Below are 16,533 nucleotides of genomic sequence, written 5' to 3' on the forward strand. Positions count from 1 at the left end.
AGCTTTTCTGAGGTGGTAACTGAAAAACCTTGCACTTAATTCCTACTTAAAGAAAAAATCGTTCCTATCCAACTCTTGAAACTGTCACCTGTCACCTGCCACCTGTTACCTGTCACTGGTCCTTCACAGATAACTTTTTCAGCAAACCCTAAGTATTCAGCCGTCAGCTTTCAAGGCTAAAATACAAACAATGATCACCATGCACAGAGTGTAAACTTCCTCAATTAATGGTGCTAAATCTTTGTTTTTGCCGTGATAAGCTGATTACTGATTACTGATAGCTGAATGCTTACTAAAGTTTTTCCTTACAGTGTCAAAGATTGAGGATTGGTTTCAATCAATTTTGCTAAATCTTGCAAAAATGCAGCCGCATGAGCGCCGTAAATAATACGATGGTCACAGGTGATATTAACTTTCATTTGTTGACGTACACCAAATAAACCATCTGGGGTAGCGACAACTTGGGGACGAGCAGCAGCGATCGCTAAAATTGAACCTTGTCCCGGTGGTAAAATCGCATCAAAGGTATCAACACCAAACATTCCCAAATTAGACAGAGTAAATGTACCAGTGCTATATTCCTCTGGTTGTAGTTGTTTCGCTCTCGCTCTATCTACCAAAGATTTCCAGTTGCGTGACAGAGAATAGATATCTACCTGATCGGCATTTTGTAACACTGGTGTAATCAAACCGCCATCATCCATTGCCACAGCTACGGAAACATTGATATTGGAATGATAAACAATACCTTGATCTGAATAACTGGCATTGAGTAAAGGATGTTTTTGTAATGTCACCGCTACAGCTTTCGCTAATAGCGCCGTCATGGTGACACCTTTAGATTTAATTTGTTTGTAAAGTTTATCTAATCCATCAGTGGTAATAGTGTAACCAACATGGAATGTAGGTACTGCTAGGCTGGCCATCATATTGCGTACCACTGCATTTTGCAGAGTAGTTAATGGTACGACTTGACCAGGAACGGCAGCAGCAACTGGGGCGGGTGCGGGTACGGATGCTGGTTTTGCGGGTGCGGGTGCGGGTGTCGGTGCAATAGAAGTAATAGCCGGAGTAGTAGGTTGGGGAACTTTACCAACAGCAACTTCCACATCTTCGGCGACAATGCGACCGTAAGGACCACTACCTTTAAGGTTATTTAAATCAACTCTTAATTCTTTCGCCAACTTGCGAGCGCGGGGCGAAGCTACTAACCGACCTTCCCGATGGTTTGAGCCATTTTGAGAAGCTGTTGCAGGTGCGTCAACGGTTGCAGCAGCAGCTACGGGTACAGGTGCGGGTGCGGATGCAGGTGCGGCTTCAGCCACAGCACTACCACCACCAGCCATAGCCTTAGCGGCTTCTATTTCTGCTTCTGTTTCGGCAACGTAAGCGATCGCAGCACCTACAGGGGCGCTTTCACCAGCTTGGACAATGATATGAGCGAGAAACCCTTCATAGAAAGTTTCCACATCCATATCAGCCTTATCTGACTCGACAACCACCACTGTTTCGCCTTTTTCCACTTTATCCCCCGGCGACTTCACCCAAGAGACTATCTTTCCCTCAGTCATGGTGGAACTCAGCGCCGGCATAAATACTTCATGAATGCTCATAATGGTGGTTTCAGAATCAATAATTTTATGGACTTTAACAAATGTCGCCAGATCGAATTGTATCTTGCTACGAGGATTTTGGAGCAATTGATTGGTGACTGGTGACTGGTGACTGGTGACTGGGTAATTAATTTTATTTTTCCCAATTATCAATTATCAATTACCAATGCCAATTGGAACTCAAAACAAAGGTAGATGTCTATAAATAAAGCAATCATTAATAGTTCGTCAATAGCAACTAAGATTGCTGTATGTAGCCAGAGTCAAGGTATTTAGGAAATCAGCTGATAGCGCAGCTTGGCGTAAGCCATTGACAAAACCAAGATATATAAAGACTTTCCACTCTGTCACCTGTCACCTGTCACCTGTCACCTGCTATATATATGCTGCTTACCACTCCTTCACACACAAAACCTGCTCATCAGCAGTTACTAGGGGTGAGAGTTAAATCTAAAACTCTTGGAACTTTCCCTTTCAATACTATTATTATGTCGGCAAAGCTCAAATTTCTTTTAATTTTGATACTCAGCATCTTTGCCACTGCTGCTGGGGTTTATGTGATGCAGCGACAGCCTTCTGCTTTGATGACTGGAACTGCTAATGGACAACAGCAGCAGTTATATGTAGAACAAGATTCATCAGCATTGCTGACTTATCCTGAACGTTCTCATTATAAAACTATTCCTTTAGAAAGTATCAATTCTATTCTCCAAGGCAGTGACCCTGCTACTCTGGCTTTAAATATTCTAGATGATGTGAAATCTATAGAGGTCAAGCCGCAAGTAGAGGTAGCTTATCCCCAACCAAACCAAGCTTTAGTGACAATTACAAAACTCAATCCAGTAAAAAATAATTCAGTTAATTCAGTAAGTGCAATTAAATATCGAGTAGAGATGAGCCGCTTTGGGCGATCGCTCTTGGTTAGTTCACCCCCAGTCTGGGAAATTATCTGGGCTGGTTCTCAAGTAAAATGTTTATCTCAAAGTCCAACCCAGTATAATTTTAGCCAAAACTGCGATTAGTAGGTGACAGGTGACAGGTGACAGGTGACAGAAGGCAAATATTTCTCCCCATCTCCCCATCCCCCCATCTTACTGTTCCCTGTTCCCTGTTCCCTGTTCCCTGTTCCCTGTTCCCTGTTAATAACTAAACATCTCCGCGAATTTCCTCGACTACGCCATCTCTGAGTACAATTTCAACCTGCATTTTACTAATGAGGTTGTCTCCGGTTTCTATTTTGAAAAAGCCTTCCATTTGAAACTGGTTGACTTCTTGATCTAACTCCAGATACTGCACTTGCTGAAGGTTTTGTAGTAATTGGTTTTTTTGCTCTAGCAGTTCACTTTTCTTTTGATTAACCTGAAGTTGGATATTGTCAATTTGTTGTATGGTTTGGGGTCCTGGTGGTTGTAAACTCTGTTTTTGAATGGCGGTTATTGCTCTTTGTCCTTCAATATCTAGCTGTTGCAGTTGCTGATCTAGTTGGTTGATCTGCTCTTGCAGTTGCTGTTGTACTTCCTCTTTCCAAAGAGGAGTAACAATAGCTTTGACGTTAACGACACGCTTTAAAAGCAATTGAGGGTTGGATACATCCATAAAAATTTCACGTTCACTCTGATAGTTTGCAAGTGGAGTTATTTGGCAAACATTCCGTCAATAATATCTCGATATCGTTCCATGACAACGTGACGACGAATTTTTAAAGTTTGTGTCATCATGCCATTTTCAATGGAAAAAGGTTCGAGAATTAGTGTGAATGGTCCAATTCTGTCATCGGCTCTGTAACCTGGACGGTTTTTGACTTCCCGATTCAATTCCTGCCGATATAAATCCTGGATTATTTTACTCTCTAAGTCAATTTTTTGACTGGTCGAGCCAGTATGATCATCTTGGGTGCTTAATTTCAAATTCTGACTTTCTGCCCATTTTTCTAAGGCTTCCAGGTTGGGAACAATTAAAGCTCCTAGACTGCGCTCGTCTTGTCCTACGAGCATAATTTGATCAATATAGGGCGATCGCAAACAAGCATCTTCTATCGGTTGCGGTTCAATATTTTCCCCATTGGTCAAAACAATTGTATCTTTAGCCCTACCAGTCAGCACCAAATCATTGTGAGGTGTCACCCAGCCCAGATCACCGCTATCAAACCAACCTTCCGCATCTATGACTTTTTTTGTCGCTTCCGGATTTTTGTAATATCCTTGCATCACTTGTGGTCCTTTGAGCAACACCAAACCTCGTTTTCCTGCTGGTAGAGGCTGTCTTGTCTCTGGATCAACTATTTTAACTTCTGTTCCCGGTATTGGTTGCCCTGATGAACCCCGCAAATTTCGCCACGGACGACGGGCATTTGTCACTGGTGAGGTTTCTGTTAAACCATACCCTTGTAAAATCTCTACACCAATAATTTCAAAAAAGTTATCTATATGTCGGGGTAGCGCCCCACCACCACTAATGACTTGTTTTATTCTGCCCCCTGTGGCTTCTCGCACTTTAGCATAAACTAATTTTTCTCCCAGTGCTTGAAACGGTGACAAGGCTAATTTTACTATTTTCGCCCCTATTCGCTCCATATCTGAAGCATTAACATGATCTAAACTCAATCCCTGGGCAATGCGTCGCGCTGTGATATATTTCTGGCTCATGTCCAGTAAAAATTTAATCAGCTTTTGTTTATTGGCTGGTTGGCTGCGGAACTGCTTTTGTACTCCTTCATAAATTGATTCCCACAACCGAGGTACAGCAATCATGAAGTTAGGTTTAAATTCTTTCAGGTCTTCTTTAACTGAACGTAAGTTTGTATAAACTTGTGTACAACCTTGAGAAAGTAAAAAATATTCTCCACTGCGTTCATAACTATGCCATGTGGGTAAAATGCTCAGGACTATATCTCCTGGTTGTGGTTGAACTATAGTTCCCAATGTCTTGACTTGGTGCAGCAAATTTTTATGAGAAAGCATCACACCTTTAGGTTTGCCTGTAGTCCCAGAGGTATAAATTAAGGTTGCCAAGGTATCACCGCTGGGTTTATTTGCTACTAATGTTCGGTTGCTGCCCAGGTCTAACAACTGGGTAAAATTCACCACTTGATAATTTTCTGCTGTTGGTGGTGTTTCATCAGAAAGTAAGACTACGAATTTAATCGGTAAGTCTTGCAAACCTGTCTCTAATTTATTCAGTGTCTTGATATCTTCAACTACCAGCCCCGTACTACCACTATTGGCGATAATATATAGTAATTCTTCCCTTTCAGCTTGGGCGCTACGCACTGCGTTTACTGCTCCCGCAGTCATGATCCCTTGATCAGCAATAAACCAGCGCGGACTGTTATCTGCTATCAGGGAAATGCGTTCTCCAGTGCTAGATGTTTCGTCCTCACCCATATTCACCCCTAAAACCTGCAAACCCGCTGCAAATCGTTGAATTTGTAAGGATAGCTGAGAATAGGTAATCTTTACTTCGGGTTTTGCGTGGGGGTTATGCAAGGCAACAATGTTACCAAATTTCCTGGCAGCCAAAGTCCATATTTCTGGCAACGACTCAACATTTGTGTAATCTGCCAAACTTTGCAATGCTCGGTATTCTCGCTCAGTGACGTTGGATAAAAAAGAGGAATCAGGTTGTATTTTTGACATAGCACTTAGTTGTTTAGTAAATTTGTGATTTTTCTAATAACAGTATTTAATATCAGCTTTCCTGACTATGTATGACACTAGCACAACTTCAACATTTCTATTGACCAAACTTTATGCTAAACTAAATTTATATAGATTAAATGCAATGGTTCTTTCTTTGTATAGTTCCATGTATTTTACTGTGTCAGCTACCCAATGACCAAATAATTCATAGTTACTAATTCGTAATTCGTAATTCGTAATTATCTAAAACTTCATTACAGAAGTCGAAAAACGTAAGTATTCAGCAGTCAGTAATCATTAATCAGCTATTATCTGGGATTTATGAGCATTTTTAGCGAGGAATGAGGAATTGATTTGGTATCAGTCTCCCCTAAAAATCCTGGAAAATTAAACAGAAAAGCAGTTTTAACTGACTACTGACTGCTGACTGCTTACCGAAAAACCAGGTTGCTCTACAGTCTAGAGATGATGAATTATGAATTATTACTGCCTAATTTCTCAAGGAGGTGATTACCTATCGGTGTAGTTGAGGCATTATTAATTACTATCATCAATGCTTTTGCTTGTCTAGCTTTGCCCAAGTTTCTATCTATGCTGTCTTCTTGCAAAACTAAACTACCTAAACCTTCACTGATAGATTCTAGGTTGAATACAGCTAAAGTAGAAGTTACGAGTTTTCCCTATTGTACAGTTTACCATTTGACTGGTAGCCAATTTTGTAAATTTAGCCCTCAATTTTGTTCTCAGTGTTCTCCTGGTTGGGGAGAATAAATAGCTTATTTAGCTTATTTTGTTTGGGGAAAGGTTAAAGGTTTTTGCTTTTTCCTTTACCTCTTCCTCTGAATTTTAATTTTTTTAAATTTATAATTAGTTACAGCAGCAGTCAGGAGTCAGGAGTCAGGAGTAAAACTAGCTTAGTGTATAGGTTTCAATTTAGATTCTGTACCTAATGGATCTGCAATCTGCTGTATGTAAAGTATTTGATTTATTTATATACAACAAAAGAAATTCAAAATCGAATAATTGCCCTAATATCAAAGTTATAGTTCATACTAGATAATACCAGCAACCAAGTTTCACAAGGGAGAATGATCTATGAGTTTAATAGATGGCATACTTATAACTTTGTTAAATACGGTTGTCTGTTTGGTTTTACCTAAATTTTTATCTATAATTCTTCCTAACCAAAAGACGCAAATAAATCAGGAAGAAGAGAAGATGAATATTCCTCCATCAGCCACATCAGAACCTATTCCAGAAATTCCCAGTTTTTCGTTAAGATAGGCGACTGTGGATTAAATTAGTGGTGAAGATAAAAAACAGCATATTTTAACAGCATATTTTATCTGATTGAGTTACACCTGTGGCCAACAAGATTCCCATACCACAATATTTTCAAGATTCAATGTTGTACCTCATTTACCTGAAATACTGGGAGCATCCCAAATGTGTAAATTTATTTTGATCTAGGGAAATAAAATGCTACAAGACTTGATATGATTGAACCGCAAAGGACACAAAGATAAGAGATTGTGAGAGATTTTTTAGTGTTGCTGCATTCATTTTTTCAAAATTGGGATGCTCCCGAAATACTCTGTGAAATAGTAATTTCAGGAATAGGATGTTTCTTAGTCTGAATATACCTAGACTTCATCGAAAGATTTTAACTAAATCACCGCTATTTTTTATTTTCTTTGCGCCATCTAGCTCTAACTAAACGAATTTCATCAAAACTATAACTTTCTCCTAAATATTCCCTAATGGGAGTTAAAGAAATATCACCCAAAACATCTATAACTTGCCAAATTTTCTTTTGTCTATCAAAAGGTACTAATAAATTTAAATCTACAGGTTGATTTTTTTCAATTAAATCTGAGAGATGTCGGATAATTGTCGTAGTTCTCACATTACGCTTTTCGGCAATTTCTTGAATGCTAAAACCTTGTTGATATAACTCAAATGTAGTTGATTCCGTATCAGTTGGATAGTGATCAGTATTTTTGGGTGGGGGAAAACTTTGTTCTTGACAATGTGCTTGAATTACTGATAAAAACTTTTCCCCATATTGACTGACTTTATAACTCACCACACCATCCAAATTAGCAAATTCTTCTAAAGTTTTAGGTTTGACTTGTGCCATTAATTTTAAAGTCGAATCTTGAAAAATCATATAAGGTGGAAAACCCTGTTCATCGGCGATTTGTTTCCGCAAAGTTCGCAACCTGTTCATCAAAAGTTCTACATCTAAAGCTTTGCTATTAACATCTACTACATTTAATCTTTGAGAAACAGGAACAGCAATAGAAACTTGTCGTTGTTTTCGCATAACTTCCCAACTCAAAGCATTAAGTTTTAAAACCGAATAACCATCATTAGTTTGTTCTAATAAACCTTGATGTAAAAGGGATCTTCCTAACATTCGCCATTCATCAGCAGTTTTATCTTTACCAATACCATAGGTAGATAATTGCTCATGTTTATTCAGGGCAATTTTTTGAGTTTTTGCACCTCGTAACACATCAATAATATAACTCATGCCATATCTTTCCTTACATCTTGCTACACAAGATAAAAACTTCATTGCTTCAATAGTCCAATCTTGTACAGGTTTGGGATAACGACAATTATCACAATTTCCACAATTTCCGGGAAATCTTTCCCCAAAATAACCTAATTGAATAGTGCGTCTACAGTCTGTTCCTTCAGCATAATCTATCACTTGTCTGAGTTGTTGTTTAGCTATTAATTGTTCGTGAGGATCGGTTTTTTGGTTAATACTCCATTCAATAGTTTTTACATCACCAAAACTAAAAAATAAAGTACACCGTGAGGGTTCACTATCTCTTCCTGCACGTCCTGATTCTTGATAATAACTTTCTAAATTTCTCGGTAAATCTGAGTGAATTACAAACCGCACATCAGGTTTATTAATACCCATACCAAAAGCAATAGTCGCTACCATTACCCGCACATCATCCCGAATAAATTTAGTTTGATTTTTGCTTCTTTCATCATCAGTTAAACCTGCATGATATGGTAAAGCAGCAACTTTATCATTTTGTAATTTAACAGTTAGTTCATCAACTTTTTTTCGGGTTAAACAATAGATAATTCCTGAACCTTCATTTTCTCTGACTATTTCTAATATTTCCGCATAGGAACGACTGCTTTTAGGACGCACTTCATAATAAAGATTTTGGCGGTTAAAACTGGCAATATGAATACTAGGTTGCTTTAATCCTAATTGTTGAATAATATCTGCTCTGACTCTATCCGTAGCAGTGGCAGTTAAAGCCATAGTAGGAACATGGGCAAAGCGTTTTTTTAATAATATTAATTGCCGATATTCTGGGCGGAAATCATGACCCCATTCAGATACACAATGAGCTTCATCAATAATAAAGTTAGCCAGACCAATTTTTTCTTTAACCACCTCTAAAAGCGGTAAAAATCTTTCACTAACTAACCGTTCAGGAGCAACATATAATAATTTAACTTTACCAGTCATAATCGCTTCTTCACGGGAGCGAACTTGATAACTGTTAAGACTACTATTAATAAAAGTGGCGGCAATATTATTATTTTTCAGTGCTTCCACTTGGTCTTGCATTAATGCTATTAATGGTGATACAACCACTGTTAAACCTGGTTTTAAAAGTGCAGGTAATTGAAAACACAAAGATTTACCCCCACCAGTAGGCATAACTACCATTAAATCACGATTTTGCAGGGCATCTTCGATAACTTGTCTTTGTCCAGGGCGAAAATGGTCATAACCAAAGTAATTTTTTAAAGATTTTTCTAGTTGGGGATACTGAAGCATGGTAAATGTGTGTGCAGTTTGTTCACACAGGGATAAAGATATGAAAATTTTAACTTATATTGGTAAAGACATAACGGGGAATAGTGGCTATAATTATGGCTATAATTATAGACTAGGATTGTCTGAATCAGGATTTCCAGGATTTGAGGATTAACAGGATGAAGATGAAGATTTTATCAGTAATTACCAATTATAGGAAATAATTATGACTCAAGAACTGATAGATTTAAGACAAAGTATATTAGAAGGGCGTTATGATGACGCTTTGGAAATTCTTGATGATTTGGAGGAGATGAGTAAACAGACAACGTTGCGAAAAATAGAGGCTTTTTTAGTGAGGTTGGTTATTCATCTCATTAAAAATCAAATTGAACAGCGTTTAACTAATTCTTGGATTGCTTCAATTTCTGATTCTGTAATTCAAATTTCTAAATTGAATGTTAAAGATAATCAAAAATCATATTATATCAAAGCTGATGAATGGCGAGAATTATTAGCAGAAGCGTTAGAAATGGCAATTCGTCCAGCAAGTGCGGAGATTTTTGGCGGGACGTTAAAACCGAGTCAAGTTTCCCAAAGATTGAATCGAGAAGATTTGATTGATTTTGCTGAGAATATTTTACAGTTAATTTATCAATATCAGCCTAAAGAGTTGGCAAATATGATTGATGATTATTTGGCACAGTTGGCAGGTGGTGAGGATTGGTTTGAGTAATATAAATTGTGAAACTTTGAATTTTATGAGTTGATTAAAATATACGCATAAATAGAATACTTTTTAAACTTCTAAGTAAGCGAGTTGCCAAGAAAGGCTGATGCCAAGCCTGATAAAATTCGGGATAGGGCAGATTTTGAGCGCATTGCCAGATGAATTCATACATTGAATTATATCGTTTGTCAATTTTCCCTAAGCTTTCAGCAGCATACCTACGGGTATCCTGATCCTGTGATGTATCCAGAAGTTGTACCAAAGCAGCGATCGCTTTTATCCGTTCCGTTTCTTGTAATGCTACTTTGGCTTGCTCTCTCATCAAACTATTATATAATTCCCAATCAACAATCTGTTTGACTATTGGATCTGCTTGTTCACAGTCTTTAAACTCAGCAATTGCCGCAGCAGCTAAAAAATAGGCTCGATAACCATAAAAACTTTTACCTTTATATTTCACACAGCCATCTTGAAAATTTATCAGTGCTTGAATAAATGCCTCTTTTTGAGCTTTAGGCAAATCTTTACGCCCAAACCACAATAATATAGTTTGTTTCCATTGTGGTGTAAATATGCGATATTGTTTGTTTTCTATGGGTTTATTTTTATGATGTCTAGGTAAGAAAAAATCCCAATCATCAATTGCTGTGGCTGCAAAATATTCTTGAAATGAGGCATGAAAAAAAGCATAAACAGGTTTTCTCTCTGTATCTATCCCTACCTGATTAAGCCAACCCAATTTTAGTTACCTGCAATACTTTATAGGAATGTCAGCCTATAGTAATCAAACACCATTTGACCCATCAATGCTAGTTCATTTTCGAGAAAGAATAGATATGAACCTAGTCAACAGATTAAATCAAAAAATAGTCAAAAAGGTATTAGAAAATGGCTCTCCTAGACTAGATATGAAAACTTAATACTAATACTTGCTATGAAAAACGGAGTATAGAAGACAGAATTGTCAGTTTAAGTCAACCGCATATTCGTCCGATAGTCCGTGGTAAAGCCGCTAAAAACACGGAATTTGGGGCAAAGTTTTCAGCTAGTTATTTCAAGGGCTATGTATTTTTGGACAATATTAGTTGGGATAATTTTAATGAATCAGGAGACTTAAAATCACAGGTGGAAGCTTATAAAAATTTCACTGGATATTATCCTGAATCTGTTCATGTTGATAAAATTTATCGCAACAGGGAAAATAGAGACTGGTGTAAAGAAAGAGGAATTAGAATTAGTAGACCACCACTAGGTAGACCACCTAAAAATGTCAGCAAAGAAACAAAGAAACAAAGAAACAAGCTATTGATGATGAAAGGATTCGTAATTCTATTGAAGGGAAGTTTGGACAAGGAAAAAGAAGATTTAGCCTGGGTAGAGTCATGGCTAAATTGCCTCATACTTCTTTAACTTGTATTGCTATTTCCTTTTTGGTTATGAACCTTTCTACCCTGTTATCAAGGCTTTTTTGGGGATTTTTTTGTCAATTTTTCAGAATTACGTCTTTTTTCCCTTGGTTCATTAGTGAAATTGATGGTTTGGTGAGGTTTAGACAACAAAAACTTATCTTTATTTCTGCTTGACTACCCACTCAATTTTCCTCAAGGTTTTTTTCGACTTTTTCAGCAAACCCTAATTAATGAATCACGACGATAAAGACGGAGAAAAGGATTAATTCCTCTCACTGTACTTTCAGCAACCGGAATATGAGAAAATCCCATTAAGTCCATTATTTTGCGAGTTGCACTGACAGCAGATTGAATATAACAGTCTGCGGGAGTGACGACTATTCCCAACAGTTCAATATGTTCCATCGTCAACAATAACATGGTGGCTAAATAATCATCTACACCACCATCATGATCCATTAATACCAGTTGTTTTTTCATATTAGGAGTTAATCAAATGAACGAATTTATGCAAGCTGCAATTAGCGAAGCAAAACAAGGCAGAAATGAGGGCGGAATCCCCATTGGGTCTGTTTTGGTCAAAGATGGGAAAATCCTTGGTAGAGGTCATAATAAACGAGTCCAAGATGGTGATCCTGTCACCCATGCGGAAATTGATTGTTTAAGAAATGCAGGGAGAATTGGTAATTATAAAGGTACAACTTTATATTCTACATTAATGCCATGTTATTTGTGTGCCGGTGCTGTAGTGCAATTTGGGATTAAAAAAGTAATTGCAGGAGAGTCGAGAACTTTTCCTGGTGCAAAAGAATTTATGGTTTCTCATGGTGTGGAAGTTATAGATTTAAACCTCGATGAATGTGAACAAATGATGAGTCAATTTATAGCAGAAAAACCTGAATTATGGAATGAAGATATAGGAGTTTAAAGGAGTCAGGAGTCAAAATTTTGGATTTCCCTCGTTCCCAGTCTCTGACTCTAATTTGACTAAAGGCAAAGCCTTTAATAATTCATTCCCATACAGAGTATGGGAACGAGTAAAACGAGTAAATTACGAATTACAAATTACGAATTTATCCAAAGTAATTCTATCAGGAAAAGAACTTTGCGCCCCTAATTTTGTGGTTGCTAAAGCTCCTGCTGCTGCACCCCAAACTACAGCTTCTCTTAATGTTTTTCCCTCAAATAATGCTGCTGCTAAACCACCATTAAAAGCATCACCAGCCGCAACGGTATCTACTGCATTAACTGAAAATGCTGGAATATAAAAACTCTCTTCTTTAGTTGCACAGAAAACACCTTTTGCACCTAATTTAATGATTGCACATTTTACACCTTTTTGCAATAAAATATTAGCGGCTTTTGCTGCTGTTTCTGGTCTGTTTACAGTAAAACCTAGTAATTGACTGGCTTCAATTTCATTGGGTGTAATAATATCAATTAATGGGTAAATTTCATCTGGTAAATTATTTGGTGCTGGTGCAGGATCGAGAATAACTTTTATATTTGCTTCTTTGGCTTTTTGGGCTGCTAAAATTACTATTTTTAAAGGAATTTCTAGTTGTAAAAGTAGGAATTTTGCATCTATGAATAAATTAGATAATCTATTGATATCATCTTGATTAACTTTACCATTTGCACCGGGAATAACTATGATATTATTTTCCCCTTGCTGATCTACAATAATAACTGCAACCCCAGAACTGACGGTTTCATCAATTAAGATATTTTCAGTTTTAACACCACAATTTTGCAAATTTTTAATGAGTTCTGCACCAAAATCATCAGCACCTACACGCCCGATCATTTGCGTGGGTATTCCTAATTTTGCTAATGCAACTGCTTGGTTTGCACCTTTACCTCCAGGGGTGGTAAAACAGCTTTCTCCTAGCAATGTTTCCCCAGGAATAGGTAAGCGGGGTGTGGTTGCTACTAGGTCTATATTTATGCTGCCAAAAACAATAATTTTCATAGTCAGGAGTTATTAAATACAGCATATTTAAGATTTTAAGGGCGGGCAGGATGCCCACCACACAAAATGGAAAATGTTGGAATTTGTAATCTTTTAATGTGTAATCAGAACTAAAATATTAAGCACGCCATCGCAATAATACACTTTTTACAGGATTGATAAAGTCTCGTTTTTCAGATGTTGCACGGGCAAATTCTCGTTTTAATTGATAATACCATTGTGCTTGCATATCTGAATCTTTAATCAGTCGCAATACAGGATTGTATTTGAGTCCAATTTGCTGTTTTTCTACTACTGTACGGTCTTGATCTAAAAATTTTCTGGCTAAAATATGAATCAAAGGAGTGAATATTCTTAACCATTTTGGTATACCATAAAGGATAAAATTTACTTCTGTTTCGGTTTCAGAAATTGGTGTAACTGCGGTTAAATTACAAACTCGATGTTTGCCAAATGTAATTTCTTCTATTCTCACTCCTGGTAAACGAAAAGAAATTTCTACTTCGGGTATTCCTCCACCAACTAACCAATATAATCGGCTCATATTTTCCATGTTATCAGAGTTATCAGATAATTGATGTCGTCTGACTGTAAACCCATAATGTGAAGGATCAAATTGTTTGACTTCTTCATGTAGTTCTCCGCTTCTCCACCACCAAACTCGATGTACATAGGGAGAATGTGCAGGGTCCATTAAACCTGTCACCGCATGATCTACAAAGCAAGGAAACCGCATTACTTCTACTAAATGAGGTTGTTGTTCAGGAAAACCCGGAACGATGGGAACATCTTTTTGATCAGCATGAGATTGAGATTTTTCGCTGTCGGCTATGTAGATCCAAATGTTACCTTGAGTCTCATAAATAGGATATGATTGCACATCAAAACGACTCAAATCTATGTTTTGTTCTGGTAATAATGATGGAATTTCTACACATTTTCCCCCAGGGTTGAAGCGCCAACCATGATAACAACATTCTACTTCTTGACCATTGAATCTACCACAACTTAAAGGTACTGCACGATGAGGACAAATATCACGCACTGCAAAAACTTGACCTTCTTTATTTCTCATCAGCAGTACGGGTTCTCCCAAAAAAATCCGGGATACCATTTTACCTGGTTTGAGAAGATGACTAGGTAATGCGTAGTACCAAAGATTACGTAATAAGATGTGATTGTTATCTATCATGTATGGCTAAGATATGACTAGGGAAAATATACAAAAATAATCATAGACAACAAGTGTCATTTTAAACAGCTTTATTTTTGTTGATTGCTATTCGTAGGTTGGGATTCGCGTTAGTGCTACAAAGCGATGGAATTTAGACACAAAGCAGTTTAAGGTAGGGTAAACCAACGTTGACAAACCTTAGTTTTGTTGCGCCATCGCTGAACGCAACCTAAATTACAAATTATTTTCTATTCTACATTTACCCAAAAGTCTGCGGTCTTAATTTTACCATTGCGGTCAAATTGCATCCACATTTTATAAGTTCCTGACTGGGGAAATTTGGTATGAAATTTCACTTGTCCATCAGGAGTATTTTTCATGGCATGGGCGTGAAGATAGTCAGATTTTGAAAGAGTTGATGAACTTTTAATAATTACTAAATGTCCTTTTTCTCCTAAGTATGGTTTCAGTTCTTTGACTGGTTGATTATTTTTATCTTTGATATCAAATGTTAAACTTACTTCTTCACCTGCTTTGATTTTTTCTTGAGAAATATTCAGGTTTACTTTTGTATCGGATATAGTTTTAGTTTTTTTATATTTAGCTAAACTTTTGGGAAGGGGAACTGTACCCGGAATAGTGATATTTGTGGATGATATAGACTCTGCTTGTCCTGCTGGTTTATAATCACTAAAAAGTGTGTATTCTCCTGGGTTGGGAAAATTGACGCTGACTTGAAAACTACCATTTTCTTTATATTCAGGGTGCAAATGATCAAAATGTTCTAAGTCATTGCTGACAACTATTAAGTGCATGAGTTTTTCTTGGAAAACATCAAATTTATTGACTGATTTTCCTGTTTCATCCTGAATATCAATAGCTAGGTTAATCGGTTGGTTAGTTGTTAAATTTTTGGGTATTGTTAATTTCGCCTCGGTTGTGATAGCTGTTTTGAGTTTTTCTTCATGCTGTGAGTGATCCATTGTCTGCTTTTCTGAATGTGCTTGATGTTCACTCACGGGTTTTGATTCTTGTTTTTTGGTTTGAGGAGTAGTTTCACTATTAGAAATCTTTGCTTCACCAGATTTAATTATTGATGAACAACCAGACGATAATAATAATGTTGTAGCTACGACAAATCCTACTAAAATACGTTGCATCTTGATATATTTCCTGAATGAGAATCTAGGGTTTAAATGAAAATCTACTTTTGACTTTTTCACCTTTAATATCAGAAAAGATAACTACCTGATATTTACCTGCGGCTGTTTGAAGTAACTTAGGCTAATCTAATTGACTTCATGAATTTAACTTCTTTACTCACTGTAACATCAACCATTGACTATTTTTACACACAAAATAGAAAATAATAGAAAAATATTTTCTCTCAACCTAAAGTTATAATTAATACACTATTAGTCAGAAGTGAACGCCATTATTATGCTAATTGATGTGTAACATTTTTGGCAATTTCTTTAATAAACGGGACTTACGAAAAACAGAATGAAAGTAGGGGTAATTCATGAATTAACCCTAGTAAAGACACTTTTTGCTGAGAGTCTCAGTGAACATCAATTTTTTTAGTAATTAATCAGTGATGAAATTGTTTAAAAAGCTAAAAATTTTGATTTTAATCTATCTTTTGATAGTAGATTAATTAACTTTAATAAACATTGTAATTCCATATCATATATCTAATTATTTGGACACATCCTACAGGAAGATGACTATAAATAGGAGTAGAATTAAATTAATCTTGGTGTGTCGAATAACTGCTTTCTATGGAGGTTTAGCCGAGCTAAACCTTTTTTTTTATGATGAGACAAATTAGCAAAGAATATTAATTTTCTCAAAAATCATCTTTCCTAGAGACTGATTAATTTACCCCATAAAGTATCTATAGAAATATAATCTACTTCTACTCAAGGCTTGTTCTGTGATCAAGCCTTTCTTTTTTAGTCATCATTCTTGACATTGACACTTTCGATTATTCTCAATTATTGTAGGTTGAATAATGTCAACTCTAGGAAGAAAGAATAATTTTTTGACAGGTATATTGAATTCAGCTAGTAACAGGTAAACTCATATTTGTACACATCCTCTAGGTAGATGATATAAAATCTAAGTAAGCTTAAATTAACTAGATATGGTAAACACTTGGTATATATCTGGGCTTGGCGAAAAACCAAGCCTTT

General features: G+C 36.7%; 14 protein-coding genes and 2 pseudogenes. 6 read left to right on the forward strand and 10 right to left on the reverse strand.

Annotation, left to right across the window (positions count from 1 at the left end):
• Window positions 1-305: 305 nt before the first annotated feature.
• The gene (locus IQ237_RS07155) at window positions 306-1,613 is read right to left on the reverse strand and encodes a dihydrolipoamide acetyltransferase family protein (RefSeq protein ID WP_194053692.1); all 1,308 of its coding nucleotides are present in this window, start codon (window positions 1,611-1,613) and stop codon (window positions 306-308) included.
• Between the two features lie 488 nt (window positions 1,614-2,101).
• Here IQ237_RS07155 and IQ237_RS07160 point away from each other — a divergent pair, with 488 nt between their 5' ends.
• Window positions 2,102-2,635, forward strand: a complete 534-nt coding sequence (locus IQ237_RS07160; RefSeq protein WP_194053694.1) for a hypothetical protein — start codon at window positions 2,102-2,104, stop codon at window positions 2,633-2,635.
• Between the two features lie 124 nt (window positions 2,636-2,759).
• On the opposite strand, the gene IQ237_RS07165 is transcribed toward IQ237_RS07160, so the two are convergent.
• From IQ237_RS07165 to IQ237_RS26650, 3 genes are all read right to left on the reverse strand, one after another.
• Window positions 2,760-3,209 carry a YlqD family protein gene (locus IQ237_RS07165; RefSeq protein ID WP_194053696.1) on the reverse strand — a complete coding sequence of 150 codons (450 nt, stop codon included), beginning with the start codon at window positions 3,207-3,209 and terminating at the stop codon, window positions 2,760-2,762.
• Window positions 3,210-3,247: 38 nt separating this feature from the next.
• Window positions 3,248-5,248, reverse strand: a complete 2,001-nt coding sequence (locus IQ237_RS07170) for a long-chain fatty acid--CoA ligase (RefSeq protein WP_194053698.1) — start codon at window positions 5,246-5,248, stop codon at window positions 3,248-3,250.
• 476 nt (window positions 5,249-5,724) lie between these two features.
• The gene (locus tag IQ237_RS26650; protein ID WP_255512630.1) at window positions 5,725-5,859 is read right to left on the reverse strand and encodes a hypothetical protein; all 135 of its coding nucleotides are present in this window, start codon (window positions 5,857-5,859) and stop codon (window positions 5,725-5,727) included.
• 487 nt (window positions 5,860-6,346) lie between these two features.
• On the opposite strand from IQ237_RS26650, the gene IQ237_RS07175 reads away from it, so the two are divergent.
• Window positions 6,347-6,535 (forward strand): hypothetical protein, encoded by a 189-nt coding sequence (locus IQ237_RS07175; protein WP_194053700.1) that lies wholly within the window; start codon window positions 6,347-6,349, stop codon window positions 6,533-6,535.
• Window positions 6,536-6,929: 394 nt separating this feature from the next.
• On the opposite strand, the gene recQ is transcribed toward IQ237_RS07175, so the two are convergent.
• Entirely contained in the window at window positions 6,930-9,074 is a 2,145-nt protein-coding gene (gene recQ / locus IQ237_RS07180) for a DNA helicase RecQ (protein ID WP_194053702.1), read from the reverse strand.
• A gap of 205 nt (window positions 9,075-9,279) precedes the next feature.
• Here recQ and IQ237_RS07185 point away from each other — a divergent pair, with 205 nt between their 5' ends.
• Complete coding sequence (locus IQ237_RS07185) at window positions 9,280-9,789, forward strand: DUF29 family protein (RefSeq protein ID WP_194053703.1); 510 nt, start codon at window positions 9,280-9,282, stop codon at window positions 9,787-9,789.
• A 34-nt stretch (window positions 9,790-9,823) separates the two neighbouring features.
• On the opposite strand, the gene IQ237_RS07190 is transcribed toward IQ237_RS07185, so the two are convergent.
• A complete protein-coding gene (locus IQ237_RS07190) occupies window positions 9,824-10,522 on the reverse strand; it encodes a HEAT repeat domain-containing protein (protein ID WP_194053705.1) in 699 nt (232 codons plus the stop codon).
• Window positions 10,523-10,550: 28 nt separating this feature from the next.
• On the opposite strand from IQ237_RS07190, the gene IQ237_RS26995 reads away from it, so the two are divergent.
• Both IQ237_RS26995 and IQ237_RS07195 read left to right on the forward strand, forming a co-directional pair.
• A complete protein-coding gene (locus IQ237_RS26995) occupies window positions 10,551-10,703 on the forward strand; it encodes a hypothetical protein (RefSeq protein ID WP_375539898.1) in 153 nt (50 codons plus the stop codon).
• A 22-nt stretch (window positions 10,704-10,725) separates the two neighbouring features.
• Window positions 10,726-11,366: pseudogene (locus IQ237_RS07195) on the forward strand (transposase); the annotation flags it as partial.
• A gap of 51 nt (window positions 11,367-11,417) precedes the next feature.
• Here IQ237_RS07195 and IQ237_RS07200 read toward each other — a convergent pair.
• Window positions 11,418-11,672: pseudogene (locus IQ237_RS07200) on the reverse strand (nucleoside hydrolase); the annotation flags it as partial.
• Between the two features lie 16 nt (window positions 11,673-11,688).
• Between IQ237_RS07200 and IQ237_RS07205 the strand changes: the two are divergent.
• The gene (locus tag IQ237_RS07205; protein ID WP_194053707.1) at window positions 11,689-12,120 is read left to right on the forward strand and encodes a nucleoside deaminase; all 432 of its coding nucleotides are present in this window, start codon (window positions 11,689-11,691) and stop codon (window positions 12,118-12,120) included.
• 123 nt (window positions 12,121-12,243) lie between these two features.
• Here IQ237_RS07205 and rbsK read toward each other — a convergent pair whose 3' ends face one another.
• The 3 genes from rbsK to IQ237_RS07220 all read right to left on the reverse strand — a co-directional run bounded on the left by rbsK (window position 12,244) and on the right by IQ237_RS07220 (window position 15,498).
• Complete coding sequence (gene rbsK, locus IQ237_RS07210; RefSeq protein ID WP_194053708.1) at window positions 12,244-13,164, reverse strand: ribokinase; 921 nt, start codon at window positions 13,162-13,164, stop codon at window positions 12,244-12,246.
• A gap of 118 nt (window positions 13,165-13,282) precedes the next feature.
• Complete coding sequence (locus IQ237_RS07215) at window positions 13,283-14,356, reverse strand: aromatic ring-hydroxylating dioxygenase subunit alpha (protein ID WP_194053709.1); 1,074 nt, start codon at window positions 14,354-14,356, stop codon at window positions 13,283-13,285.
• Window positions 14,357-14,586: 230 nt separating this feature from the next.
• A complete protein-coding gene (locus IQ237_RS07220; RefSeq protein ID WP_194053710.1) occupies window positions 14,587-15,498 on the reverse strand; it encodes a hypothetical protein in 912 nt (303 codons plus the stop codon).
• Window positions 15,499-16,533: the final 1,035 nt, after the last annotated feature.

This window comes from Sphaerospermopsis sp. LEGE 08334, from assembly GCF_015207205.1.
Classification (GTDB): Bacteria; Cyanobacteriota; Cyanobacteriia; order Cyanobacteriales; family Nostocaceae; genus Sphaerospermopsis.